The following is a 25,481-nucleotide window of genomic DNA, read 5'->3' as shown; positions in this document are numbered from 1 at the left end:
AATTACAAGGCACATCCCGTGAATTCGGCTGGATGCTCCTTATAGCGGCGTTTCCACCGACTAATAGCAGAAGGAGCGTGCCATTATGAAAGTTATGAAGAGCGTGGATATCCTGCTGGATACCATCGACAAGGTCAAGGCGTTCACCACTCTGGCAAATGAGAAGGATTTCGACATCGATCTCACCTCCGGCAGATACATTGTGGATGCGAAGTCCATTATGGGCATCTTCAGCCTGGATCTTTCGAAACCGGTCACCTGCGAGGTGGAGGACCCGAACGCCCAGCAGTTTTTTGAAGAGATCAAATCCTATATCGCCGAATAGCATGCCGCAGTGATTCGCTGAACCGCGTGCGTTTCGGATGAAGGAATCGACTGGCACCGGCAGAGACGCCGCGCCTGCGGGCGCGGGCAATGCGCAAAGATTCTGAAGCCTGGTTATTTTTCGCCCCGGTCGGTACATAGATTATAATAGAATCTATGTATGCGAAGGGACGGATGGCCAGCCATGAAGAGGATACTGTCATTGTTTTGTGCGTTTTGTCTGCTGGGTGCCTCTTTTTCTGTTTGGGCACAGGAGGACGAGGAGGACACCTCCCCTGAACTCTACAGCGAACATGTTGTGCTGATGGAGCAGAGCACCAAAAAGGTGCTGTATGAAAAGAATTCGGATGAGAAATGCTATGCCGCATCGCTGGGCCAGCTGATGTCCATGCTGCTGGTCATGGAGGCTGTCGACAGCGGGAAGCTTTCGATGGACGCCACGCTGCGGTGCTCCGACCATGCAAACAGCATCGGCGGCGCATCGATCTGGCTGCGCGCCGGCGAGGAGATGAAGGTTTCGGACCTGATCAAGGCGGTCTGCATTGTCTCCGCGAACGATGCCGTCACCGTGCTGGCCGAAGCGGTCGGCGGGGATGAAGCGAAGTTTGTGGCGATGATGAACCAGAAGGCGAAGGACCTCGGTATGCAGAACACGACCTTTGTCAACCCGACCGGGCTGTATGCCGAAGGGCAGCAGACCACGGCGCGGGATATCGGCATTGTGGCGTGCGAGCTGCTGAAGTACGAGCAGATCACGCAATATACATCGGTCTGGCTGGACTCGATGAAGAACAGCGACGGCGATGTGGAGCTTGCCAACCAGAACCGGATGGTACGCTTTTATAAAGGAGCGACCGGGCTCAAGGCCTGCGTGTCCGACCAGGCGAAAAACTGTGTCGCGGCTTCGGCCACGCGCGGCGACATGACCTATGTCGCGGTGGCGCTCGGCAGCGAGACCAGCGACGACAGATTTGAGACGGCCAAAAATCTGCTGAATTACGGCTTCGAAAACTTTATCACCCTCAAGCTGCCGAGCATCGAAAGCGAGCTTGGCGAGGTCAAGGTGACCGACGGCGTCAAGCCGAAGGTTGCGCTCTCAGCCACACCGCCTGAACGGCTGATCATCGACAAGGCGCTGAAGGCATCGATTGAACAGAAGCCCGAGGTGATCGAGGAGATCGCGGCCACGGTGGAGGAGGGCCAGGAGCTTGGCAAGGTGGTCGTGACGGCCGGCGACACGGTGCTGACCGAATACCCGGTCAAGGCAAAGGAGACCGTTTTGGAGATGACCTTCCCGCGCGCGCTGATGATCCTGCTTCGCAGTATGGTACAGCTCTAAAACAATCCGGGGAGCAGGTTCAGGAAAAGCGGCAAGGCGAGTGCTTTGACGACTGGGCGGAAAGGTTGATATTCAACAGGGACGACAGCGAAACTGCCGGAGCATTTGGCATGGAACACCTGAACGATATTTCGCCGACTGCTCAAAGCATCGCGGAGATAGAAAATGAAGGAAAGACCGGTATCTTTGATGATACCTGTTGTTTTCGGCGGAGAGACCGGCGTTTTTGTTGAGAATTTCTAAAAATCCTCGTGTTTGGCTTGAAAAAACGCCGGAAATCTGCTAAAATAAAGTACATAGAAAAATTGGAGGAAGTATCAAAATGGCATTAACATTGAACGACAGGCATTTGAAAGGTTTTTTGGGTGAAGACGAGCTTCTGGGCATGGCTTCCCAGGTGGAGGCCGCTCACAAGACGCTGCACGAAAAAAGCGGACTGGGCAACGATTTCCTGGGCTGGGTGGACCTGCCCGAAAACTATGACAAGGAGGAGTTTGCGCGCATCCAGAAGGCGGCTGAGAAGATCAAATCCGACAGCGACGTGCTGATCGTGATCGGCATCGGCGGTTCTTATCTGGGCGCAAGGGCGGCGATTGAGCTGCTCAAGTCTCCTTTATATAACAACCTGAAAAAGGATACGCCGGAGATCTATTTTGTTGGAAACTCCATCAGCCCGACCTATCTGCAGGAGGTTCTCTCCCTGTGCGAGGGCAAGGATGTTTCGGTCAATATCATCTCCAAATCCGGCACCACAACCGAGCCGGCGCTGGCGTTCCGCATTTTCCGGGAATTCCTCGAAAACAAATACGGCAAGGATGAGGCGAAAAACCGCATCTATGCGACAACCGACAAACAGAGAGGCACTCTCAAAGAGCTGTCCGATGACCTCGGCTACGAGACCTTTGTGATTCCTGACGACGTCGGCGGACGTTTCTCCGTACTGACAGCGGTGGGACTGCTCCCGATTGCAGTCGCCGGCTGTGACATCCAGCGCATCATGGAAGGCGCAAAGGACGCAATGGACAGTTTAAACGATACCGATCTTGCCAAAAATGACTGTTACAGGTACGCGGCCATCCGGAACTGCCTGTACCGCAAGGGCAAAGCGGTCGAGCTGCTGGTCAGCTATGATCCCGCGTTTGCAATGATGAACGAGTGGTTCAAGCAGCTCTTCGGCGAGAGCGAGGGCAAGGACAACAAAGGCCTTTACCCGTCTTCGGTCGTCTTTTCGACCGACCTGCACTCCCTGGGACAGTTTATCCAGGACGGCAGCAAGATCATCTTCGAAACGGTGGTCAACATCCAGAAGCCGAAGCAGGATTTGTTCATCAAGGAGGATGCCGGCAACTTCGACGGACTGAACTTCCTGTCCAACCAGAACATGTCCGTGGTCAACCAGAAGGCGTTTGAAGGCACCCTGATCGCCCATTCCGAAGGCGGCGTGCCGAATATGATTCTGGAGGTTCCGGAAATCAACGAATATGAATTCGGCTATATGGTCTACTTCTTTGAAAAGGCCTGCGCGATCTCCGGCTACCTGCTGGGCGTCAATCCGTTCAACCAGCCGGGCGTTGAGAGTTACAAGAAGAACATGTTCGCACTGCTGGGCAAGCCGGGATATGAAAATGAGAAAGCCTCCCTTGAAGCGAAACTGCAGTAAAATTTGCGGCCAAGCACATCTCAATGTGATTTCAAATGATAAAAATTCAAACACAGGGGGAATCTAAAATGATCAATCTCATCGTAGGAAACAAAGGCACAGGCAAAACCAAGAAACTGGTGGATATGGTGAACACAGCGGCAGGAAAATCGAGCGGCAATGTTGTTTGTGTTGAAAAGGGCATGAAGCTGACCTATGATCTGAGCCATGCGGTCCGTCTGATCGATGCGGAGAGCTACAACATCGTTGGTTTTGACGCCTTCTATGGTTTCCTGACCGGCCTTCTCGCCGGCAACTACGATATCACCGACCTGTTCGTCGACGGCACCTTCAAAATTGGCGGACGCGATTATCAGGGACTGGGCGCTATGCTGGACAAACTCAGCGAGATCACCAAGGAAGGTGAGGTCAAGATTGTTTTCACGATTTCTTGTGATGAATCCGACCTGCCGGAAGAAGTTAAAAAATATATCTAATGGATTTTTACAAAATTTCCGTGCAGAAATATTGACAAAAGGTACCGATTTATAATATAATACTATGAGTGGCGTTAAGAGGTGCATTATGTTTATCGATTTAAAACAGCTTTTCGAAGTGGTAGGCGAAACCAAGCCCATCGATTATGCGCTGGATTTGTCCGAAGTTAAGCTGTACAGCGGCAACCCCTTTCAAACGCCGGTTCAGATCAAAGGCGGGATAGTGAACCATGCCGGTATTGTGGAACTCAAATACCATGCGCGGTTTCAGCTGGCCAAGGCCTGTGACCGGTGTCTGGAGGACGTCGTGAAGGATTTTGACATGGCCTTCGAGCACATCCTTGTCAATGAACTCAACGCCGCCTATTCGGATGATTTTATTCTGCTGGAGGAATCCAAGCTGGATATGGACGAGTTGGCGGTATCCGACATCCTGCTGGAACTTCCACTCAAAATTCTGTGCAGGGATGATTGCAAGGGGCTGTGCCCGGACTGCGGTCAGAACCTGAATGAAAAGGAATGCGGCTGTAAACATAAACAGTTGGATCCCCGCCTACAAGCTTTACAGGAGCTTTTAAAGTGATTCCGGGCGCAGAACCGGATGATATTCTGTGTTTTACATGATATATGTGTGATAAATCTTGCAGAGGAATCTGCTAAGGAGGTGTTGACCATGGCTGTACCAAAGAGAAGAGTATCCAAGATGAGACGCGACAAGAGGCGTTCCAACGTTTGGAAACTGAAAGAGCCTAGCTTTTCCAGATGTACACAGTGTGGTGAATTAAAACTTCCTCACAGAGTTTGTGGTAACTGTGGCTTCTATAAAGGCGTAGAAGTTATCAAAAAGGAAGCATAGTCCAGACACGAAACAAAGGATAGAGAAGGCGAAAAGTTTTTTTCTCCTTCTCTATTTTTTTACCCTTTTCAGCGTTTCTTTTCTGAATGGGATATGCTATAATAGGGACAAATCCTTTTTATAAGGAGGTTTTCGGTGTGGACGGCGAAACCAAGCAGATGTTCGAGCTTCTGATCTCCAAAATGGACAGCATGGGCCAGGGACTTGTACAGGTAAACCGGCAGCTCGGACAGGTTGACCAGAGATTGGAAAATGTCGACCGGCAGCTGAAGCAGTTCGACCAGCGGTTGGAAAATGTTGACCAGCAGCTGGGACAGTTCGATCAGCGGCTGAAACGGTTTGACCAGAAGCTGGAGAATGTTGATCAGCAGCTGGAACAGGTCGATCAGGGGCTGAAGCAGTTTGACCAGCGGTTGGAAAGCGTCGACCAGCAGCTGGAACAGGTCGATCAGCGTATGGACAGGGTTGACCGGCGGCTGGACAATCTGGACAGACGGGTCGGCGGGCTCGAAAAGGATGTCCGGACCATCAAGCACGATGTCAAGGAGATCAACTGGAAGGTTGATACCCTCTATGACTGGGTGGACGGACTGGATGTCAAGGTGAGGGACCTGCAGGCTTAACAGTACATATCTCGAGCGGTATAGGCGGGAGTCTGTGCCGTTTTTTCTTGGCTAGAACCATTTGATAAAACCGGCGTTGTATGGTATAATGTATACCGCCAAATGAATGGTGAAGAATAGTCATAGTACGAAAAAAGGATGGAAGCAATGCCAGTCAAAATCCAAGCGGTTGAGCGTTTTTCACCGGCGCATCGCGCCGGCATCAAACCGGGACAGGTTCTCATCTCCATCAATGAGAACGCCATTTCGGATGTGCTCGACTACCGTTTTTATATGATGGACAGGGTTCTGAAGCTGTCTTTGCTGGACCGTAAGCAGAGACTCAGACAGATCACCGTGAAAAAGGATGAATATGAGGATTTGGGCCTCGAATTCGAGACCTATCTGATGGACAAACAGCATCACTGCAAAAATAAATGCATCTTCTGCTTTGTGGACCAGATGCCGCCGGGCATGCGCGAGCAGCTCTATTTTAAGGATGACGACGAACGGCTTTCGTTCCTGTTCGGCAATTATGTCACGCTGACCAACCTCAAGCAGGCGGACATCGACCGCATCATCAAGATGCATATCAGCCCGATCAACATCTCGGTCCACACGACAAATCCGGAGCTGCGGGTGAAGATGATGAAAAACCCGCGGGCAGGGGAGTGCCTTTCGTATATCAGGCAGCTGACCGATGCAGGAATCAAGGTGAACACGCAGCTGGTCCTCTGTCCCGGCATCAATGACGGGGAGGAGCTGAAACGCAGCCTGCGGGAGCTTTCCGCGCTGTATCCGAATCTTGAGAGCATCGCGGCTGTGCCGGTTGGACTGACCAGGTTCCGGCAGGACTTATATGAGCTCAAGCCCTATACGAAGCAGCAGGCCGGAGAGACCATCCGGATCATCCACGCGTTTGCCGACGAATTTTATGAACAGCACGGCGTGCGGCTGGCCTATCCAGCGGATGAATTCTTCCTGAAGGCAGAACTTCCCATCCCCGAACCCGCCTATTACGGCGATTACAACCAGCTGGAGAACGGCGTGGGGCTGCTGGCTTTGCTGAAAGAGGAGTTTGAACGCGCCTTGGAGGACGATACGATCACCTGCACACCGGGCAGGACGGTTTCGATTGCGACCGGTACGGCGGTAGGCCCGTTCATCACAGAGCTGGCACAGCGCGCCAAGCAGAGGTTTCCGGGGCTCGACTGCCGCGTTCATATCATACGCAACGAGTACTTTGGCGAGACCATCACGGTTGCGGGGCTTATCACCGCCACCGATTTGATCGCGCAGCTTAAAGGAAAGCATTTAGGCGATACGCTGCTGATTCCGCGGGTGATGCTGCGGTTTGAACAGGATCGCTTTTTAGACGATATCACATTGGAAGCGCTCGAGGAGGAACTCGGAGTGTCGGTCGGCGTCGTGGAAAATGACGGCTTTGAGCTGCTTGAGAAGATGACAGGAGGATAACAGATGTCAAAACCAATTATCGCAGTTGTGGGCCGGCCGAATGTCGGCAAGTCCACATTGTTCAATAAGCTGATCGGGCAGCGGCTCTCGATTGTGGACGACACGCCGGGCGTAACCCGCGACCGCATCTATGCGGAATGCGAATGGCGCAGCCGCCAGGTCATGCTGGTGGATACCGGCGGTATCGAGCCGCATTCGGACGATATTATCCTGTCACAGATGCGCGCGCAGGCGCAGATGGCGATCGAAAAGGCGGACGTCATCATCCTGGTGACCGACCTGCGGGCGGGTGTGACCGCCAACGACCAGGATGTCGCGACGATGCTGCTCAAAAGCGGCAAGCCCGTCGTCCTGTGCGTCAACAAATGCGATTCGGTCGGCGCGCCGCCGGCGGATTTCTATGAATTCTACAATTTGGGACTCGGCGACCCGGTCGCAGTTTCGGCCGCGCATGGACACGGCACCGGCGATCTGCTGGACGCCGCGTTTGAACACATCGATTTCGACAAGCAGGACGACTATGACGAAGAGATGATCAAGGTCGCGGTCATCGGAAAGCCGAATGTCGGCAAGTCCTCGCTGGTCAACAAGATCGCCGGGGAAGAACGGGTCATCGTGTCCGACATTGCGGGCACCACCCGCGACGCCACCGATACGGTCATCCAGCGGGATGACAGGCAGTATGTCTTCATCGACACGGCCGGCATCCGGCGCAAGAGCAGGGTGGATGAGGCGATCGAGCGTTACAGCGTCCTGCGCGCCTATATGGCCGTGGACCGCGCCGACGTCTGCGTCATCATGATCGATGCGCTCGAAGGTTTCACCGAGCAGGATTCCAAGGTGGCGGGCTATGCGCATGAACAGGGCAAGGGCTGCATCGTCGCCGTCAACAAATGGGATGCCGTCGAAAAGGACGGAAAAACCATGCAGGAATTCCGGGCGAAGCTCGAGAAGGATTTCAGCTTCATGTCCTATGTGCCGTTTGTGTTCATCTCTGCGAAGACCGGACAGCGGATTGACCGGCTGTTTGAGCTGATCGGCTATGTGTACGAACAGAACGCCATGCGCATCTCCACCGGAAAGCTCAATGATGTGCTGGCCTATGCGACGGCCAGGGTTCAGCCGCCGTCGGACCGCGGAAAGCGGCTCAAGATCTTCTATATCACACAGGCATCCACCAAGCCGCCGACGTTTGTGGCGTTTGTCAACCGCAAGGACCTGTTTCACTTCTCCTACCAGCGGTATCTGGAGAACCAGATCCGCGAAACCTTTGGTCTGGAGGGTACGCCGGTCCGCATGAAGATTCGCGAGCGCGGAGACAAATAAACTGCTGTCGAGCAAGGATCGTGCATCTTGGAGATGATATATTCGGTGTCAAAAAGATGTATGGCGACATAGCAGACAAACATATGGCCTGTCCGTTTGCCAAAAACGGACGGATGGATTCCTTCATGGGCTGGAATCACAAATGATATCGTTATAAGTAAATCCCAATGAAAAATCCTGATGGATACGGGATTACAGATAAAATGAAGCGGCGGCTGGCAGGAGATAACGGAAGGTAACGCCGCCAGGCGGTATGCTTCTGCCAGCTGTCAGACAATCTACAATATATGAGCAGAATAAGCGGGGGTTAGAACACGATGGAAATCATGATACTGATGTCGTTGGCAGTTGCTGCGATAGGCTATTTGCTGGGCAGCATCAATTTTGGTCTGCTTGTTTCAAAGGTCTATTACAAACAGGATATCCGGGACTTCGGCAGCGGCAACGCGGGTATGACGAATATCCTGCGCACCTATGGAAAATGGCCTGCCGCCGTCACGCTGCTCGGGGACCTTCTCAAGGGCGTTGCGGCCGTGCTGTTGAGCAGATGGCTGTTTTCCCTGGCAGGGATTGATGCGTTTGACGGCGCGTACATCGGCGGATTTTTCGCGATTCTGGGACATCTGTACCCGCTGTATTTTCGGTTTAAGGGCGGCAAGGGCGTACTTGTATCCGCCGGGATCGTGCTGATCATCAATCCGATGGCGTTTCTTTTCTGCGCCGCAGTTTTTGCCGTTACGGTCGGTATCAGCAGAATCGTTTCGCTCGGTTCCCTGATCATGATGGCGCTGTTTCCGGTTTTTACATACTTCTACTGCTTCTTTACCGGAAAGCCCGTGTTGGTGGAAACCATATTCGCACTGCTGATTGCGGCGATTTCATTCTTCTGCCATCGCGAGAACATCAAACGGCTGATGAATGGAACCGAAAACAAATTTGGAAAGAAAAAACAGGATAAGAAATAGTTTTTTTAGAATAACAGCGGAAAAATATCTTATGGATATGCGGCAGAATCCATATCTCCGAAAATACGCGGTCGGAAGGAATTTCTCCCCAAAAGCGTAACGGCCGATTCGTCAGATGTTTTTCCGTCTGACCGTACCATGATGGATATTCTGCGTACAGATGATACTGTTTCTAATTCGGGAGAATATCAAAGCAAAGATGATATCAAAGCGCTGGATGTTTTTGCGGTAACAGCAGGGCATCTGCCGTAGCTGCCTGCTCGTGATCCGAGGCGCTATACGAAGCAGTATCAATCGTGTGGAATAACCGATTCGAAGATAGCATACGTTTTGGGTAAAGGACAAGGAGGGGATTGACATGGCGGATATAACAGTTCTCGGCGCGGGCGGATTCGGCGTTGCGCTGTCTGTGATGCTGGAGCGGTTTGCGCACAGGGTGACGCTGTGGTCTGCTTTCAGCGAAGAAATCGAAGCAATCAAAAGAGATGGGGAACACAAAAAGCTGCTGCCCGGCGTCCCGGTTCCGGACAGCATCCAGCTGACCGATGACATCAGCTGCGTGGCGGGCAAGGAACTGGTGATCTTTGCGGTTCCGTCCTTTGCCGTCAGGCAGGTGGCACAGAAGGCTGTATCCTATCTCGATGAAAACACCATCGCCGCAAATGTGGCAAAGGGCCTGGAACGCGGAACGCTCAAGCGGCTTTCCCAGGTGCTGGCCGAGGAGCTTCCCCGGAACAAGGTGGTCGTGCTGTCCGGACCGTCCCATGCGGAGGAGGTCGCGCGCGGCATCCCGACCACGATTGTGTGCGCTTCGGACGACAGGGAGAGCGCGCAGAAGGTGCAGGATATCATCATGAATAAGACGCTGCGCATCTATGTCAACGACGACCTGATCGGCGTGGAGCTTGGCGCCGCGCTCAAAAATGTCATTGCGCTGGCTGCCGGCATCAACGATGGACTCGGACTCGGGGACAATTCCAAAGCGGCGCTGATGACCCGCGGCATCACGGAAATTGCACGGCTCGGCTGTGCGCTCGGCTCCCAGCGGGAAACCTTCGCTGGCCTTTCCGGCATCGGCGACCTGATCGTGACCTGTACCAGCATGCATTCGCGCAACCGCCGCGCAGGCATCCTGATTGGCGAGGGAAACACCGCCGCGCAGGCCATAGAAAAGGTCGGTATGACCGTGGAAGGCTACATCTCCTGCAAATGCGCCTATGACCTGTCGCATAAGGCGGGTATCGAGATGCCGATCATCGACCAGATGTATGAGGTGCTTTACAACGACAAAAAGGCGCGCGACGCCATCCGTGATCTGATGGAGCGTCCAAAGCGCCATGAATCCGAAATGGTCTGGCTGCTGAGCCGGTGAGATGGAGAAAAAAGCACCGGGATTTTTTCGTGTATACGGAATATAATTAGTGGTTTGTCTGTAAAACATATAAGCCGACGAAAAAAAGCGTCTGTCCGCTGTTACAGCGGACAGACGCTTTTGGCTTGTTTATAGTACATTGTATGAGTGAGCTGACTTTATTTATATGAATGTATCAGCGGAGGTCGTTGTTCAGTGCAATTATATAAAGGTGTCAGTTTTATCCTTTCATTAAACGGTACAATTGATCAAAGTTGACACCTGAAACATTGGATTTCCTTGAATTCCACAGCAGTTTACGTATCGGCTGGAAGTATTGGGGTACCATAGGAGCAATCTGTAAAAAAGAAAGCGTCCGCTGCTGGCTATGCCCAACCACTCAGCCCAAAACAAAACGCCGCCCGCAGGCGGCCGAGGGGGAAATAGGGATATCAGAGGGGATTTTCAAGGGGGCCACCACCTGCGGTGGGGCGCTCGGCTACGCCGCTTTTTCTGCTGCGTTGTTGTGGTGTGCATGTCATAGGCTCTTTTTTATTTCAGTGACGCGCAGCGCGTGCACCAGCGCAGCTGGCCCCCTTGAACGGCCTTTTCTGGTTACTCTTTTGGCCGGGTGGATTATCATAATAAGAGCAAAAGAAGAAAAACAACACAAAGGGAAAAAACTCCTGTATACTGGTAAGTGACGAAACATACCAAAGGAGGAAATCCCAATGTGTTGTTATCACCATCTTAGCAGAGAAGAGAGAGAATATATACATGTATATCATGAACAAGGACATTCCCTTACGTATATTGCCAAATGCCTGAAGCGCAGCGTTTGTACAATCTCCCGGGAACTCAAAAGAAATGCCAGCCCAGATTGCTCCTATTCTGCCTTCCATGCACAAGACCTCGCTGAGAAACGTAAGCATATCCCCAGACGTACCCCTTTCTTCTCTTCCTTGGAGCATCGTAAAACCGCGCACTTCTTTATCGCCCAGCTTGGCTGGTCTCCTGAAGAAATCTATCATCGGCTGAAGCTGGAAGGCATCCCTTTCGCCAGTACGTCCACCATCTATCGAGCCCTTCAGTCCAAACGACTCAGGGATACACTGATATTCTACCTGAGGATCATGAAAAAGAGGATCGGAAAGGCAAAGAAGCCCAAAAGGAAGTGTTTCAGCAGATCGATAGAGGAGCGCCCAGAGGAAGCAGAGCAGCGTACGCGAATCGGAGACCTGGAGGGAGATACGGTACACGGATACTGTGAAAGAAGTGCGGTGGTATCGATACTGGACAGAAAGAGCAGATATCTAAAGGCAGGGAAGGTGGAAAACAAGGGAAGCAGTGAGGTAAGAAAAATGGTGGTGAAGCTGATCAAGGCAGAAGGGATAGAAGTGAAGACGATGACATTTGATCAGGGAATGGAGTTCAGCGAATCAAAAGAGATGGAAGAGGATCTTGGGGCACGGGTATACTACGCACATGCGCATAGTCCATGGGAACGAGGGAGGAACGAGAATACAAATGGATTGATCAGGCAGTACATCCCGAAGAGAAGGTCACTGGCAGAGTATACAGAAGAAGACATTCGGCGGATCGTAGCGCTGATCAATCTTCGCCCCAGGAAGTGTTTAGGCTGGAAAACTCCTTATGAGGTTTTTCATAACGCTTCTTTGCACTTCTATTGACAATCCACCCGCGCAAAAGAGTAACTACCACCTTGCCAAGGCGGCTTGGCAACTCCAGCGAGACCGCTGCGTTACAGCGGTGCACAACCACACGGCAAAGGTCTCCCGACAAAAGAAATGAGTCCGCTGGCACCACGGCGCCACAAGAACCAGACAGCCGAGTACATCTTAACAAAGGTCATTGACAAGCTAAACGGAACCCTCCTTGTCCGCTGTTACAGCAGGCAAGGAGGGCTCACACTTTGGTTCCAGATCGCAAGCGTGACCAGCCAGTTCCCCAATCTGAATCAATCTGTCCGATCAGCAGGCAAGGAGGCTCCGCCTATTTAGGACCGGCTTTGCGCAGTGGCGGCAGAGACGCATGCAGGCCGGCTGCGATGCGCGTCACGGACCTTTTGACGGCATTTGACCAGCAGAGTCTGCATTTCACTCCATCCGGATGCCTGCGCGTTTTCCGAAAGTTTATCCTCCAAAAGGTGCGCCTGAATCACAAGGCTGTAATAGAGCTGTGTGTCGGTTTGATTGTCCGCGCAGACCCGGGCGAGCAGCTCGGTAGTCGTGGTGTATTTTTTCACAAGCTGCCGGGTGGCGGTGCTGCGCTTATACGGAAACAGCAGGCAGTTTGCCGCGAGCGCGATCACGGCGCCGACCGCGATATAGCACAGCCGGACGGCAAACACCTGACCAACTGCGCCCCAGCCGAAGGTATCCATGATGACCGCGCCGCCCAGTGCGCCGATGGTTGAACAGGCGTAGGTGCCGGTGTATTGAGAAAAGTAGAAGGACAGATAGCCGGAGAACATCATAACCGCGGTGCGGCCCGCCATGGAAGGAATCAGTGCGTAGACCGCCACCGAAACCATGCCGCCAATCACCGTGGCGATGATGCGCTTGGAGGTTTTCGCCCCCACATCATCGGCATAGGGCAGGGACAGGGACGCCAGTGTGAACAGCAGCCACTTGCCATGCGGCAGCTGAAGCAGCTGCACGATGAGCGTGAAGACCGCTAAAAGCACCGAAACCCGCAGTGCATATACAACCCGCACTTCGCTGACGCCAAGGGCCGCTTTGATGCGGACAGACCAGGAAAGCATGGTTTTGCGGTATCGGGTGCGTTTTTCCGGATCGGACATATGCATCAGCTTGCCGCGCACATAGGCCAGCGCATGGTAAAAGTCGCTTTCTGCGGCATCTGTCTCGTCCTGTATGAAGGCTGTGTCATCGAGAGCGGGTATCTGCTCGATTTCCTTCTGAACATAAGCGCGGTACTGTGCGAGCAGCCGCGCGGTTTTGCTGAGCAGCTCCTGATTCCTCGCGGAGGATGGGTTCTGCAGGTCATGCAGCAGAATGATGAGATGCTCGATGCCGCGGCCTGCGTCAATCATGGAAAAGCTGGCATCCGAGATGCACAGGGCCTTTTTGCGCCGGTCATATACCGTCCTGCTCAGCTTGCACAGATTGCGGCGTACCGCATCCAGATCGGCAGGTTTCCCTTCTCCGCCGAGCAGATACCGGATGGAGACGACCGCGTCGTCAATCATAGAAGAGAGCACATCTCTGGCTGTCTCCGCCACCCGTTTGCGGCCCCTGAACAATTGATAGAGGATGATAGACGCCGCGCCGACCAGCAGCCCCAGCAGCCGTTTTGGCAGCGCTGCTGGCTCGACCGGCGAGATAAAGATCAAAAACAGATAGGAGAGAATATACGGGAAATACATATGGCTGGAGTATTCGTAGGTGAAGGCGTACAGTATCAGGAAGATCGTCGCCAGATTGAGCACAAACGCCGCAGCAGGCGGCAGGACGGTCACCAGACAGGCGGAAATCCCCATCCAGACCAGTACTGCTGCCTGCGCAAGCAGATGCTTGAGAGGCGCCGCGGTCATATCCCGTACCATGGAGGCGGACATCATGATGGTAAAGATGACCCCTACAATGGAATTTTCCGCACCGAACACCATCTGAAAGACATTGACATAGGCAATGATGAAGATAAAACTCAGCGTGGCCTCCAGAATGTTGGTTTTGATGCTGCTGCGCATCCGCTCTATAATCGATTTGAACAATGATAACCCCTCTTTGATTCATTTTAAGTGATATGAGGTTGCTTGAACCATATCTGTTTCTATTATAGCAAACCATAATCATCACTTCAACAACGTGCCAATTCTCAATTTTTCTTGAACGGGAGGTGACAAGACTCGTACATGATAAAAGAACGGGAAGCGGTCTTGAGCGGGATGCAGGAAATAGACCGCACAGACGTTGTGCACGAAAAGGGAACAGGCCGCAGTATCGTCTGATACTGCGGCCTGTTCCCTTTTATATGATAGGTGGTGTAAGCTGATTATCGATGGATTCCATCCAGTCAGACAGCGGATGTTAACGACGGCTGCGCCTGCACGCGGTCAGAATGCCCGCTGCCGACGCTGCGCCCAGCATCAGGATGAAGAGCGGCAGCACACTGCTGTCGCCAGTGCCGGGGTTCGGTTTGACCGGTTTGGAGCCACTGGCGGTTCCGGAGCTGCCAGACTCTCCGGAACCGCCGGAACTTTCGGAGCCGTCAGGCTCCGAAACCACCGGATCGGAGGAGCCTGACGATGCGGCCGCGGTCCGCAGAACAGCGGTGTTTGTAAAAGAAGCAAACTGCCAATCGGTCGCGGCGATGCGCACTGAGAAGGTGTAATCGGTGTCGGCCTCAAGCCCATCAAAGACCGGACTGTCCTGCCAGCCGCCGCCGTTCACAGCGTACTGGGCGCCTGTGACGCTTTTGAGCGTGATGCTGTGATTGCCGGCCGATTCAACAGCCGGCGCTGGCGGCGTTTCGGGCCGCTTGGGAACCTCTAACGTACGGATTTCTGACGCGAACGCATCGTCGGTGTCGGCGGTCCGCAGATAAACGGTTTCACCCGGTGTCAGGGAGAGGACGGCATCCGCTCCCGGCTGCGCTTCCGCGAAGCCGATATCGCAGCTGTACAGGATATCCTCCGAAAGGACGTCCCGCGTCGTTTCACTGCGGAAATCGATGCCGGGATCCGCGGGCATTCCCGGGCGGGCTGGTACGGCCAGCTCCTTCACATACGATTGAAAGGCCGTATCGGTCGCATATCTCTGGATGTAAAGGTTCACGCCCGGCGTCAGCTGTAGCTGTTCACCGGAGCCCTTCACAGCGTCCGACATATCCGGCGAGGTGCTGATCAGGTTCCATTCCCCGTAGGTGCTGACCGTACATTCATTGGCATAATCGATGTCGGAGAGAACGGCAATTTGCCGGTTTGGCACATATTCCAAATGGGTGGTGCCGTCCGTATTGTTATAGAGGTTCAGGATCGAATCTCCCGTTTCCAGAATATATGGCGTGATGGAATCCCCGCTGTGAATTTCATGGCCGTCGGTGTCGGTCAGGGAGTAGATGCCCTCGTCAAATGCGGCCGTCTCCGCCCGGTAATCATAACGGAGTGCGCTGCGGTATACGGAAAGGGTATAGGTGGTTGTGCGCTTGCCGGGCAGCTCGGACTGTACGACAATCTCATTTTCAGTCCCTTCGGTGAGCGGGATTTCCTGAGACCAGCTGTTTGGATCGACCGGCACGCCGTTCACCGTGATGCTGTCGGAGCCCTGCGGCTGCACCCGGACAGCCTGTGTTCCGCTGGTGACATGTGTGTCAAAGGTCTGCCTGTTGTCCGACAGGTCGAGGTGGATGTTCTGGCCCTCCTGCTCAAGCACCAGCTCGACCAGCTCGGAGGCGGCCTGCGTGTAGGTTTTTTCACGGATTTTACCGAACACACCGTCTTTTACCGCTGCCGTGCGGACGGTCATCTCCCGGTCAATCTCAATCGGAGCATTGTAACGGATGCCCGTATCGGATGTCGGGTCGCTGCCGTCGGTGGTGTAATAGATCGCGTCCGCACCCGGAGCGGTCAGTTCCAGCTGCTCTCCGAAGGCGATCGGCCCCTCCATCTGGGAGAAGGAGACCGTGCTGACCGGGTTGGTGAAGGCCTTGACACAGACATTGGTGGCAATGAAGTCGAAGCCTGCATCGGAAAAGAGATAACGGTAGACGTCGCTCCAATCCTGCGAGTCCGGACTGATAAAGCTCTCCCCGCCGCTCCCCATGTACTGCGGCGCATCCTGCCCTTCGGGGAGCGGGCAGGCCTCGGCGGCTATCGGGGAATGATACGATGGATTGGTCACCTTGACGACGATGCTGAAATCCTCGCCGTCCTCGAGCGGAACCGGCTCATCCAGCTTAACGGTGTGGTAGCCCGCATAGATTTCCGTGCCGTACTGCGTTTCGGTCAGCTGCCGGCCGGAGGTCGGGTCTTCAGGGTTCTTAAGGCCGGTGTAGACGGCGATCTCGTACTGTGTGCTGACATCGGTGGTGTAGAAGGATACCGCCTCGACCTGCTCGTCGTCCTGTGCGGTGAAGATGTTGGAGATGTAGGCGGAATTTTCCGTGCTGTCTTCAAAGCCCAGCGATATGCTCCAGCCCATCACATCGTGCTGGTAGTTGCGCAGATAGTTGTCGTTTGCCTCCATCTGATAAAAGCTTCCCATGTCGATGCTTTTATCCTCATAGGAGAGCCAGAAATAACCGTCGTTGCCCCAGTCGTTGCCCCAGCTGTTGCGGACCAGCCATGCTCCGTTATTCTGGGGCTGACGGCCTTCAACGAAGTTTTCCTTTGGATAATCGTCGTCCCAGCCGGCAATCAGCACCGCGTGGTCGGCGCCGGCCGGTTCGTCGTTGTACCAGGCAAAGGTCTCCTGGTTGAGTGTATCCCAATTACTGGAACAGTAGCTGACGCTGACAGCGCCGTACTGTGTCAGGATGGTCTTTACCGTTTCGGTATCCGGCCGCAGAGATTCCTGCACGTAACCATAGTAGCCGTTTCCCAGAAAGAACGCGTTCTGCAGATGGTAGTCCGAATCGTACCGCAGGGTCTCGTCCACCGTGTCGATGCTTTCATCATATGGCAGCTTGCCGGATGATATGGCGCCCTTCCAGGCCGCCAGCGTGCTGACCGCGCCCGGGTCGTTGCCGCCGAGAAGCCAGACCGGCGTGTTCTCCCTGCCATTCCGCATGTATAAGCTATATTCCTCCTCTTCATCGCCGATATAGGAAAACCAGTTCAGATGCAGATTCGACAGGGAGGTGTGCGGGAAACGGCCCAGCAGGCCGGATTCCGCCGACCCGAGCGCACTGAAGGTCCAGCAGGTGCCCCAGCTGCCCTGATTCCGCACCGGGGAGACGAGACCGTAGTCGCGCAGGTCGTAGGAGGACGGCAGCGCCGCGCGGGCGCGCGGGACAGCCGTATATCGTTCGTTCAGATAGGACAGGTCCAGCATCGAAGGCGCGGCGCCCCCGATTGTTCCGTTCTCGAGGTACCGGATATATTCCTCGTTGACCTGAGCGGCTTCAAGCCGGAGATCGTCGTCCGGGGAAGCCGGTTTGTCTGCCAGTGCCGGCAGCGCGCTGCCGGAAAGCAGAACAGATCCTGCCGCCAGCAGGCTTAAAAGCCGTTTAAATCGTTTGCGGTCGTGTTTCATAAAACATCCCTTTCCTGTATGCAGGGCAGTGAAGTACTGCCAAACTTTTGGTGTGTGTGGAACTGCGCCGCACCATACAGTGCGGCGCAGTTTTTAATGAGATGATGCCTCGTTTATGGTATCTTACGATCTTTGCTTTTTCGATGTTATGCCCACACCGAAAGCAGCCAAAACAGCCAGGGCTGCCAGCACCATAGGCGCATGGTCGCCGGTGGCCGGATTTTTGCCGGAAGAAGCGGTGCTGCCGGCAGAGGAGCTTTCCGTGCCGGAAGTGCCGGAGGAACTGACCGGGCGTACCTGGAAGGTCACTTCGGACGGGTCGGCGACCAGATTGCTGCTTTCATCACGGGAGATTTCCACCGCGTAGGTGTTCTCGCCGATGATCTCATAGCCGTCCGGCGCTTCGACCGTTTCGATGCCGGCGCCGACATCATCATAGTATCTTTCAAACGATTCATCTTCGAGGAAGGTGCCGTCCTCCAGTTCGAAGCGGATGAACACGCATGCGGCTTTCTCCACAAGGATTTCTACGGACGGCGGGACCGCCCGCCACTCGCCGTCGACAAAGAGCAGTCGCTGCGCTTGTCGATAAAGCTTCCATCCTTCATCTCAAGGGTCAGGTTGTATTCCCAGTGATCGAAGACATATCCTCCATGTGGAACGGCTTCGAGCCTGTAAAAATCGCCTTCGTTTTGAAAGCCGGCGCTGCTGCCCAGAGTTTCGATGCTTCCTCCTTATGCTGTGTGGTTGGATGGATGTTGTCTCTATCAAAACGGCGGATGCCACTGATATCATGGGGAAGGGTTTGGCTGTTCCAGACTGATGCGGGTGTAAAACAGCGGCGGGCTGTATCGGAATTCCGCGGCGCCGTCATACTTCTTTGCTGTGTGTTCGATGCTGCCGAGTCCCAGCCCTTCGCCCTGTTCCGAAAGAAAGGCCGAAGCGGGGAGGTAGCCGTCCGTCTGTTTGATGCTTGGCGCAAGCTGTATATGCCCGCAGCTGTTTTCCAGCAGGATGGCAAGCGTACTGTTGACCTGTCCGATTTTCAGTCTTATGACCCGTTCCCCCGGCAGCTGCCGGCAGGAGAGGACCGCGTTTTCGAGGCAGTTGCCGAGCAGCACCGTCATATCGTTCAGCGCGGCGAAGCACTGGGTTATCTCGGCCTTAACCTCGAACCGGATGCCATGATTGTCACATTCGTCCGCATAGTACTGCAGCAGCGCGTTGATCATAGGATCGTTACAGAAGCTGCGCATGCCCGCCGTATCGCTTGAGTCGGCGGTGGCCTGCAGATAGGCCTTCGCTTCGGCATATTGCTCTTCATTCAGCAGACGCTCCAGCAGGTGAAAATGATGCCGCATATCATGCCGCATGCGCCGCGTGTTCTCCACATCGCCGATGATCTTCTGATACTGGAGCTGCTGAATCTGCAGCTGGTTTTTGAGCTGCATTCTTTCCTGGATCACCCTTACCTCCCAGAATAGGAACCAGTAGATGACCAGAAGAAAGATGGTGCAGAACACAAAGGCGCCGGAGAACTCCAGGTAGAGGGGGCGCGTTCTGGAATTGTCCTGCTGTAGCCCCGGGATGATGCTGCAGATAAACAGGATATACAGCAGCGTCGAAGCCAGCACCAGGCAGAGGGTCTGCCTTAAAGAGGTGGGATTGATTTCCGAAAGATGACGCCGGATAATCTTTTTCATCGCAAGACAGGCAAGCGGGTAGGTGATCGCTGTGATGATTGCCAGCGTGAGCAGGTTTCCGGGATTATAGATTTCTGTGAAAGGCTGAAACCAGTTGTTTGGGAGCAGGCAGTTGGCTATGTTGAGACACATATATACGATGATGCCGTAGTTGAAGGCCAGACACAGGGAAATCAGCTTTTTTGCCGCATGCTCCCGCACAACCGCAGAGAAGGCAATGAAGCAGACAGCTACGACAGTGAACATGCACAGATTCGACAGCACATCCACATTCCAGATGCCGTGGGTATGTCCCTGTACATTCTGTATCAGAACTGAAAACACAACCGATACGGCAGAGAGGACGGCAATGGTGACGGTGAGTACACAGCGGCGCGAACGGATGAACTTGTCCTCTCCGAACGGCTGGATGCATAGAAAAAGGCAGGGCAGCAGCTGTAAAAGAAAACCTGCAGCGTGCCGCAGGAGAAATAGCATATCAGATCCCTCCAATGATACCGCGGAAAACTTACAGCGCGGATGCTGCATATGGCCGAGGACGCTTATAAAGGGAAAAAATAATGGAATTCACTGCGGTAATATCTTTTATTTTATTATAGCATAATTTACACCTGATAGGGATATCCACTCAATCAGTTTTTTTGCATTTCGTCCGTTTTGCAGTCCGGCATGCCCGGCGAGCATATTTGGATGGAAGATTATCCAAACGGACAAACGCGGCGGAGCATAAAGAAGCACAGCAAGGATGAACCCCTTACTGTGCTTCTTTATGCTTATGATAAGATAATATTTAAGAAAGGAGGAATCTTGATCAGCCTTCGCTGCCGACACGTTTCTGAACCATCATATCATGCAGGTTCTGATATTTTTTCTTGGTGGCCAAGCCGCCGCGGATATGACGTTCCGATTTATTGGTATCCAAAACCCGTTTCACCTGTACATACAGAAGGGGGTTGATTTTTTTTATACGTTCCGATACATCTTTGTGCACCGTACTTTTCGAGATTCCGAATTCTTTTGCTGCAGCTCTTACGGTCGCCTGGTTCTCGATTATGTAAAAGCTAAGCTGAACGGCCCGCTCTTCAGGATTACCCTTCAATATAAAACACCCTCTTTGTGTTGTAGTTTTGTTACTATGTATATGTGCCCGAAAGGAACGATATGTCAGCAAATGTCGGGCCATCGCCTGAAACGGACGCGGTTTTTTCGTATATCGTCCTCATTGCTGCCCTGAAGCTTTTTTTTGGCCTTCTTCTTTATGTCTATGCATCAATGAAAGCGATGATGCATCGTTCGAGGGAGTGCGGAACTATCAGCCGTATCGCCGGACAGCACAGGCGTTGGCAGGTTGTTCGGGTTGGGCCGGCATGGCGCGTGCAGTGCCGAATGTCATCGGCTGAATACCGTCCGCATATTCCTACGGCAACACCCAGCCGATGGTTTTGCGGTAGAACGCATCGGCAATCTGCAGATATCCGCTCTGGGACGGATGTACGCCGTTTACCGCGATAAGCTCCGTGTAAGAGCTGCGCTGGTTGACCGGCCGCCATTCCATTATGCCGCTGTATGCGCTGTCAAACTGGCCGCACAGCTGCATAAAATTCAGGAACGGCGCATAGGTCTCCTCCCCGCACCAGGCCGCGTAAGCCCTGTTCAGGTCGTGGACAAACCGGTCCATTGCGAAGCTGTTCCAGATAGTGCTGCTTCCATAGTTTTCACCAAGCCCGTCCTCACACGGGAGCTGAAGCCCGGACAGAACGATTTTGCAGGCGGGATAATCGGTGTGCAGGCCGTCCACAAATCCCTTAGCCTGCTCGATGAGCGTGCCGATCTCCTTTGTTCCGTTCCAGGTCATCAGCAGAAGGCAGGCGTCGATGCGCGGAACGCCGAGGGCGGCACAATAAGCTTTGAAGTCGTTGCGCCCGTCCGCGGCGCTCCAGAACGGGTTGCCGGAAAGCCGCACGGCGTTTTGATAGGCGATGTTTCCATTGTCCCCGCCGCCGGAGAGAAAGCGCAGCGTGCCGCTTTCGGGAAGCGAATATCCGGAAGCCCCATCGGGATACCGAAAGGTCAGCCTGCTGTTTGGAACGTCCCGTGTCTGCAGCTGCCAGCGGTTGCCGCCGTCGTCCATCCAGATGGACTGGCCGCTTGCATCCGACAGCTTCATGCCGCTGAGGACCTCGACACGGTACTGCGGCGCGCCTTCGGAGGTGTAGTCGGCAAAGCTGTAGCCGCCGTGACCTTCAAAGCGGGTGCCGGATGCGTGCCGCATACCGCCGATAAAGTGAAGGTTGGAAAAACCATTTCCTGCCGGGATGCCGCCGGAGCCGGTCAGCCTGCGGTCAAGCTCCGCGCACCAGGTTCCGCCCTCGGTCAGGGAATCCCCGACACAGAGCAGATAGAACGGCGCATCGGGGGAATGCGGCAGGCTGTGTACCCGGATGAGTGCCGACCTCTGTGCAAGCAGCCTGCGGGATGTGTCATACACCGAAACGGCCAGCGTGAAGTCGTCGTCGCCCGCAAGCGGCGTGTACACCCATTTGCGGTGGTATTTGCATCCCTTCGGCGCATCGAAGACCACGTAGTACTGGGAAGCGTCCCGGCATTCGAGAATGCCGTCTACAAACAGCTCCAACGTGTCCCCAATCACGGCGTCGTACTGCGCGGCCAGATCAATCGAGAACGGCTCGCCGGTGATGTTCGGCCAATCTACGCCGGTGATCTCCTCCTTGGGATGGGTGTGCTGCGCCGGAATCGCGCCAAGCCCGGTGTAGACCTTGATGTCCGCCGTCTCATAGCCGTAGGTGTCGGACAGCGTCCAGCTTCGCTGCGCGGTGGTGTAGTAGTAGGCGGCGGGCTTCGGATAGTCGAGGTCGGACACCGCCTTTGCCAGCATCAGCACGGTGCCGGTCACGCCGGGCTTTACCCGGATGCCGATATAGAAGGTGTCGGTGAGCAGCGACGGGCTGACCTCGGTCAATACCGTCAGAAAGCCGCTCTGCGGCAGTACGGCGTCATAGTGTGCAAGCTCCTGCGCCGCATCGTCGAGGAAGCAGAGCTGTACCGGCACATCGGTGCTGTCACCAACCGAAACGGCGAGGCGCACGGCGGTGATCGTTTCGGAGAAGCCGCTTTTCTGAAACGGCAGCGCCCATCCGGTGAAGACCGATACGCCTTCGCGGTGGTTGGAGAAGTCGCCGGTGCTTTTGGCAAGCAGCCGGCAGGTGGTGATCCGGTCGATCCGATTGGCGCAGGTTTCAAGCTGTGCGCCGGTCTGCCCGATCTGTGTCCCGAGCGCTTCAAGCTGCGCGTCGGTGCGGCTGTGCCGGAGCTTTAATGTGTACGGCTCATAATCCGAGGATTCCGTACCCGCCTCAAGCATCAGGATACCGCGCTCGCTGTAGCGGATGTTCAGCGTGACGTAGCAGCTGTTTTCAGCAGCCGTAAAGGCCGGATGATCCGCTTCGACGTTCGAGAAAACCTGTCCGCTCAGAAATTGAAAGGCGCTGTCAAAGAAGCAGACGCTGTGACAGAAGTTGTTGCAGACATACGATGTCCCGCCCCGCACCGGGATGTAATCGCTGTAGCACCAGGCGGCGGTGTATTCATTGCTCTGCGCCTGCCCGTTGGCGGTGCTGCGCCACCATCCCTTGGCGGAGGCGCGTTCGGCGTCGAACAGGTTGCGTCCCGGCTCGATGAACGACGCGCTGTGCTCCGATACCGCGTTTGGCGCGAACTTCTCCCGTACCAGACTGCCGTTTGCCGGGGCAGGGGAGACCGGCGCCGTTCCCGCCATCATGGCAAGCACCGATTCGGACAGGTTGGACGGCTGGATCTTGTTTTCATCGCTGTCCACGGCGAGCTGGCTCGAATGAATCGGCTCGTCCCGCGACAGCTTTCCGTTGACAGCCGCGCTGAGCTCTGCAAGCGCGGCGCTGTCCGCTTTCTGCGGAAGGGTTTCCTGCAGGCCGGTAAGCTTTTCATCGGCGTCGCTGAGCCGTCCGCCGAGGTTGCCGAACCCGCCGCGCGCCTCTACGATTTCGGCATTTGAATCGCCGGAGCTGTCCACGATATTCTGATACAGCTCTTCGCTGCGCGCTGTCAGCGTCCGCACGATATCGACATAGCCGCGCAGCTCCTCGGCGCGCTGCGCGACCTGTTCGGTCACGTTGTTCACCGCCTGTGCCTGCAGCCGCGCAAGCTCGGAAAACCGGATCGTCTGTTCGGCAGAAAGGCCGGCTTCCTTCGCTTTCTGCTGCGCGTTCTGCGCCTGTTTGAGGATGTCCAGATAATACTGTTCCCAGACGGTCGGCGTCACGGGGTTTCCGGTGACCAGCGCGCCGCGCTCGACCTCAATCGGCACGCAGTTGGTGGTGCAGCGCGTCATCAGGCTGCCGTCCGCATTCACGATGTGGCCGAACACCCCGACAAAGACCCGCTGGTTCTCGCCGAGCACCGCGCCGGGAATCGAACAGTGCCCCTCCACGATCGGAACCCCATCCGCCTCGTCCATATGGTCTTCCCGGTAGAACACCGCGAATTTAGCCCGGATGCCGTCCCAGCTTTCATCGAATTCAAAAGTGCATTCATTCAGGTTATAGCTCCCCGTCGTGGTAAATTTTTTCGGGGAAAGCAATGTATTGCCGTAAATTTTGAAAGAGATCATACTTATCACCTCATCCTTTCCATGCATCCGGCAGAAAGTTGCTGTTTTGTATGCAACATGTCCGGGAATTTTTCTTGGACTTGACAAAAAGATAATCAGGTAATATAATACCTATATAGATAATATATTACCTGATTGGGGAGGACGACATGAACGGGCTGGAACGCGTACAGGATGCAGACAAACGTTTTTTGATTTTCGGATGTCTGTTTCTGCTTTCGAACAAGCTGCAGACCATCGGCAACGAGTTTTTGGGGGAACTGACCACCAAGCAGTGGTTTCTGCTTCTGACCATGACCAATCTGTGCGAGCAGCCGCCGACCATCGGGGAGCTTGCCGGACTGATGGGCTGCTCCCATCAGAACACGATGCAGATTGCGCGCAAGCTGCAGGAAAAGGGCTTTCTGCGCATCACAAAGGATTTAAAGGATCAGCGCGCGCTGCGCGTGCAGTCCACGGACCGGTGGCGGCAGTACTGCAATGAACGCCGCGAGCAAGATGACCGATTCGTCGACACCCTGTTCGATGTGCTGGATGAAACCGAGCTCGATGTGATGCGACGGTGCGTGCTCAAGCTCTATGATAATTTAAGCGATGAAGGAAGGTTTTTCCATGAATAAAACAGCGGTTGTATACACATCCCGCTACGGATATACCGAGCAGTATGCAAAGTGGATCGCGGAAGCGCTTGGCGCCGATCTCTTTACAGCCAAAGGGCTGCACGGCGAAAAGCTGGCGGATTATGATACCATCATAGCGGGCGGAGGCATCTATGCTGGCACCATTGGCAGCGCGAAGTGGCTGTGCCAGAATGCGCAGAAGTTTGACGGCAAAAACATGATTTTCTTCACCGTGGGCCTTTCCCCGACCCATGACCCATCGGCCTTTGCGCCCTGTCTGGAACACAGTTTGCCGGAAGAGCTTCGGAAAAAGCTGCATATTTTTCATTTTCGAGGCGGCATCGATTATCCAAAGCTCGGATTTCTGCATCGCAGCATGATGTCGATGATGATTAAAATGATTCAGAAGAAGCCGCCTGAGCAACAGACCGAAGAGGACAAAGGTATTTTGCAGTCGCAGGGAAAACGCGTCGATTTCAGTGATCCTGAAGCAATTGCTCCGCTTATAAAGTGTGCGCAGGGATAAAAAGAGTACGCAGCATACCAATGGGTTGTGCCATGCCATGCTATGGTTTCTGCAGACTGATATTTTGACAGGTAACGACTATTACAGTATAACTGAAAATGAGAATCAGAACGCAAGTAAAGGGCATCCGTTTTTTTTAAAACGGATGCCCTTTTTGAACACAGCGGCGTTACGTACCCTGCTTTAATATCCGAAGATAATGCTCCATAGTGGTTGTTTAAAGTTATATCCCAGCCAAGGTATTGGGGTACTATGAAGATCACCTGTAACCGGAGAAACGTCCGCTGCTAGCTATGCCCAACCACCCTGCCAAAAACAAAACGCCGCCCGCAGGCGGCCGATGCAGATAATGG

General features: G+C 54.3%; 20 protein-coding genes. 14 read left to right on the top strand and 6 right to left on the bottom strand.

Annotated elements, in window-relative coordinates; translation table 11 throughout:
• The first annotated feature begins 94 nt into the window (after positions 1-94).
• From BN348_RS08565 to BN348_RS13610, 12 genes are all read left to right on the top strand, one after another.
• A complete protein-coding gene (locus tag BN348_RS08565) occupies positions 95-325 on the top strand; it encodes an HPr family phosphocarrier protein (RefSeq protein WP_040197478.1) in 231 nt (76 codons plus the stop codon).
• A gap of 183 nt (positions 326-508) precedes the next feature.
• Complete coding sequence (locus tag BN348_RS08560; RefSeq protein WP_197068317.1) at positions 509-1,663, top strand: D-alanyl-D-alanine carboxypeptidase family protein; 1,155 nt, start codon at positions 509-511, stop codon at positions 1,661-1,663.
• Positions 1,664-1,985: 322 nt separating this feature from the next.
• Positions 1,986-3,323, top strand: a complete 1,338-nt coding sequence (locus BN348_RS08555; RefSeq protein WP_040197472.1) for a glucose-6-phosphate isomerase — start codon at positions 1,986-1,988, stop codon at positions 3,321-3,323.
• 68 nt (positions 3,324-3,391) lie between these two features.
• Positions 3,392-3,799, top strand: coding sequence for a hypothetical protein (locus BN348_RS08550; protein WP_040197471.1), 408 nt, complete (start codon positions 3,392-3,394; stop codon positions 3,797-3,799).
• Between the two features lie 88 nt (positions 3,800-3,887).
• Positions 3,888-4,382, top strand: coding sequence for a YceD family protein (locus BN348_RS08545; RefSeq protein ID WP_040197469.1), 495 nt, complete (start codon positions 3,888-3,890; stop codon positions 4,380-4,382).
• A 90-nt stretch (positions 4,383-4,472) separates the two neighbouring features.
• Complete coding sequence (gene rpmF, locus BN348_RS13620) at positions 4,473-4,655, top strand: 50S ribosomal protein L32 (RefSeq protein ID WP_082020887.1); 183 nt, start codon at positions 4,473-4,475, stop codon at positions 4,653-4,655.
• A 137-nt stretch (positions 4,656-4,792) separates the two neighbouring features.
• The gene (locus tag BN348_RS08540) at positions 4,793-5,278 is read left to right on the top strand and encodes a tropomyosin (protein WP_040197468.1); all 486 of its coding nucleotides are present in this window, start codon (positions 4,793-4,795) and stop codon (positions 5,276-5,278) included.
• Between the two features lie 147 nt (positions 5,279-5,425).
• Positions 5,426-6,733: a radical SAM protein gene (locus tag BN348_RS08535; RefSeq protein ID WP_040197467.1), complete on the top strand. Its 1,308-nt coding sequence runs from the start codon at positions 5,426-5,428 to the stop codon at positions 6,731-6,733.
• A 3-nt stretch (positions 6,734-6,736) separates the two neighbouring features.
• Positions 6,737-8,059, top strand: coding sequence for a ribosome biogenesis GTPase Der (gene der, locus BN348_RS08530; RefSeq protein WP_040197465.1), 1,323 nt, complete (start codon positions 6,737-6,739; stop codon positions 8,057-8,059).
• A gap of 317 nt (positions 8,060-8,376) precedes the next feature.
• Entirely contained in the window at positions 8,377-9,024 is a 648-nt protein-coding gene (gene plsY / locus BN348_RS08525; protein WP_040197463.1) for a glycerol-3-phosphate 1-O-acyltransferase PlsY, read from the top strand.
• A 358-nt stretch (positions 9,025-9,382) separates the two neighbouring features.
• Complete coding sequence (locus BN348_RS08520) at positions 9,383-10,396, top strand: NAD(P)H-dependent glycerol-3-phosphate dehydrogenase (protein ID WP_040197462.1); 1,014 nt, start codon at positions 9,383-9,385, stop codon at positions 10,394-10,396.
• Positions 10,397-11,106: 710 nt separating this feature from the next.
• The gene (locus tag BN348_RS13610; RefSeq protein ID WP_040197459.1) at positions 11,107-12,066 is read left to right on the top strand and encodes an IS30 family transposase; all 960 of its coding nucleotides are present in this window, start codon (positions 11,107-11,109) and stop codon (positions 12,064-12,066) included.
• 326 nt (positions 12,067-12,392) lie between these two features.
• Here BN348_RS13610 and BN348_RS08500 read toward each other — a convergent pair whose 3' ends face one another.
• From BN348_RS08500 to BN348_RS08475, 6 genes are all read right to left on the bottom strand, one after another.
• A complete protein-coding gene (locus BN348_RS08500; protein WP_320408674.1) occupies positions 12,393-14,132 on the bottom strand; it encodes an FUSC family protein in 1,740 nt (579 codons plus the stop codon).
• A gap of 316 nt (positions 14,133-14,448) precedes the next feature.
• A complete protein-coding gene (locus BN348_RS08495; RefSeq protein ID WP_040197457.1) occupies positions 14,449-17,613 on the bottom strand; it encodes a lectin like domain-containing protein in 3,165 nt (1,054 codons plus the stop codon).
• A 123-nt stretch (positions 17,614-17,736) separates the two neighbouring features.
• Complete coding sequence (locus BN348_RS08490; RefSeq protein WP_040197455.1) at positions 17,737-18,132, bottom strand: hypothetical protein; 396 nt, start codon at positions 18,130-18,132, stop codon at positions 17,737-17,739.
• 272 nt (positions 18,133-18,404) lie between these two features.
• Positions 18,405-19,793 carry a sensor histidine kinase gene (locus tag BN348_RS08485; protein WP_040197454.1) on the bottom strand — a complete coding sequence of 463 codons (1,389 nt, stop codon included), beginning with the start codon at positions 19,791-19,793 and terminating at the stop codon, positions 18,405-18,407.
• Between the two features lie 334 nt (positions 19,794-20,127).
• Positions 20,128-20,415, bottom strand: a complete 288-nt coding sequence (gene spoIIID / locus BN348_RS08480; RefSeq protein ID WP_040197453.1) for a sporulation transcriptional regulator SpoIIID — start codon at positions 20,413-20,415, stop codon at positions 20,128-20,130.
• 318 nt (positions 20,416-20,733) lie between these two features.
• Positions 20,734-23,982 (bottom strand): hypothetical protein, encoded by a 3,249-nt coding sequence (locus BN348_RS08475; RefSeq protein ID WP_040197452.1) that lies wholly within the window; start codon positions 23,980-23,982, stop codon positions 20,734-20,736.
• A 149-nt stretch (positions 23,983-24,131) separates the two neighbouring features.
• Here BN348_RS08475 and BN348_RS08470 point away from each other — a divergent pair, with 149 nt between their 5' ends.
• Positions 24,132-24,602 carry a MarR family winged helix-turn-helix transcriptional regulator gene (locus BN348_RS08470; RefSeq protein ID WP_040197451.1) on the top strand — a complete coding sequence of 157 codons (471 nt, stop codon included), beginning with the start codon at positions 24,132-24,134 and terminating at the stop codon, positions 24,600-24,602.
• Positions 24,595-25,128, top strand: a complete 534-nt coding sequence (locus BN348_RS08465; protein ID WP_040197450.1) for a flavodoxin domain-containing protein — start codon at positions 24,595-24,597, stop codon at positions 25,126-25,128. Before BN348_RS08470 ends, BN348_RS08465 begins: the two co-directional genes overlap by 8 nt.
• Positions 25,129-25,481: the final 353 nt, after the last annotated feature.

Origin of the sequence: Candidatus Soleaferrea massiliensis AP7, assembly GCF_000820765.1 — a bacterium.
Classification (GTDB): domain Bacteria; phylum Bacillota; class Clostridia; order Oscillospirales; family Ruminococcaceae; genus Soleaferrea; species Soleaferrea massiliensis.
The sequence above is the reverse complement of the archived record's forward strand: the minus strand, read 5'-3'. Positions and strand labels throughout refer to the sequence as shown.

Excerpts from the sequence above, each read along its gene's own strand:
- BN348_RS08565 (WP_040197478.1), top strand. The coding sequence starts at position 95 with ATGAAGAGCGTGGATATCCTGCTGGATACCATCGACAAGGTCAAGGCG.
- BN348_RS08560 (WP_197068317.1), top strand. The coding sequence starts at position 509 with ATGAAGAGGATACTGTCATTGTTTTGTGCGTTTTGTCTGCTGGGTGCC.
- BN348_RS08555 (WP_040197472.1), top strand. The coding sequence starts at position 1,986 with ATGGCATTAACATTGAACGACAGGCATTTGAAAGGTTTTTTGGGTGAA.
- BN348_RS08550 (WP_040197471.1), top strand. The coding sequence starts at position 3,392 with ATGATCAATCTCATCGTAGGAAACAAAGGCACAGGCAAAACCAAGAAA.
- BN348_RS08545 (WP_040197469.1), top strand. The coding sequence starts at position 3,888 with ATGTTTATCGATTTAAAACAGCTTTTCGAAGTGGTAGGCGAAACCAAG.
- rpmF (WP_082020887.1), top strand. The coding sequence starts at position 4,473 with ATGGCTGTACCAAAGAGAAGAGTATCCAAGATGAGACGCGACAAGAGG.
- BN348_RS08535 (WP_040197467.1), top strand. The coding sequence starts at position 5,426 with ATGCCAGTCAAAATCCAAGCGGTTGAGCGTTTTTCACCGGCGCATCGC.
- der (WP_040197465.1), top strand. The coding sequence starts at position 6,737 with ATGTCAAAACCAATTATCGCAGTTGTGGGCCGGCCGAATGTCGGCAAG.
- plsY (WP_040197463.1), top strand. The coding sequence starts at position 8,377 with ATGGAAATCATGATACTGATGTCGTTGGCAGTTGCTGCGATAGGCTAT.
- BN348_RS08520 (WP_040197462.1), top strand. The coding sequence starts at position 9,383 with ATGGCGGATATAACAGTTCTCGGCGCGGGCGGATTCGGCGTTGCGCTG.
- BN348_RS13610 (WP_040197459.1), top strand. The coding sequence starts at position 11,107 with ATGTGTTGTTATCACCATCTTAGCAGAGAAGAGAGAGAATATATACAT.
- BN348_RS08495 (WP_040197457.1), bottom strand. The coding sequence starts at position 17,613 with ATGAAACACGACCGCAAACGATTTAAACGGCTTTTAAGCCTGCTGGCG.
- BN348_RS08485 (WP_040197454.1), bottom strand. The coding sequence starts at position 19,793 with ATGCTATTTCTCCTGCGGCACGCTGCAGGTTTTCTTTTACAGCTGCTG.
- BN348_RS08475 (WP_040197452.1), bottom strand. The coding sequence starts at position 23,982 with ATGATCTCTTTCAAAATTTACGGCAATACATTGCTTTCCCCGAAAAAA.
- BN348_RS08470 (WP_040197451.1), top strand. The coding sequence starts at position 24,132 with ATGAACGGGCTGGAACGCGTACAGGATGCAGACAAACGTTTTTTGATT.
- BN348_RS08465 (WP_040197450.1), top strand. The coding sequence starts at position 24,595 with ATGAATAAAACAGCGGTTGTATACACATCCCGCTACGGATATACCGAG.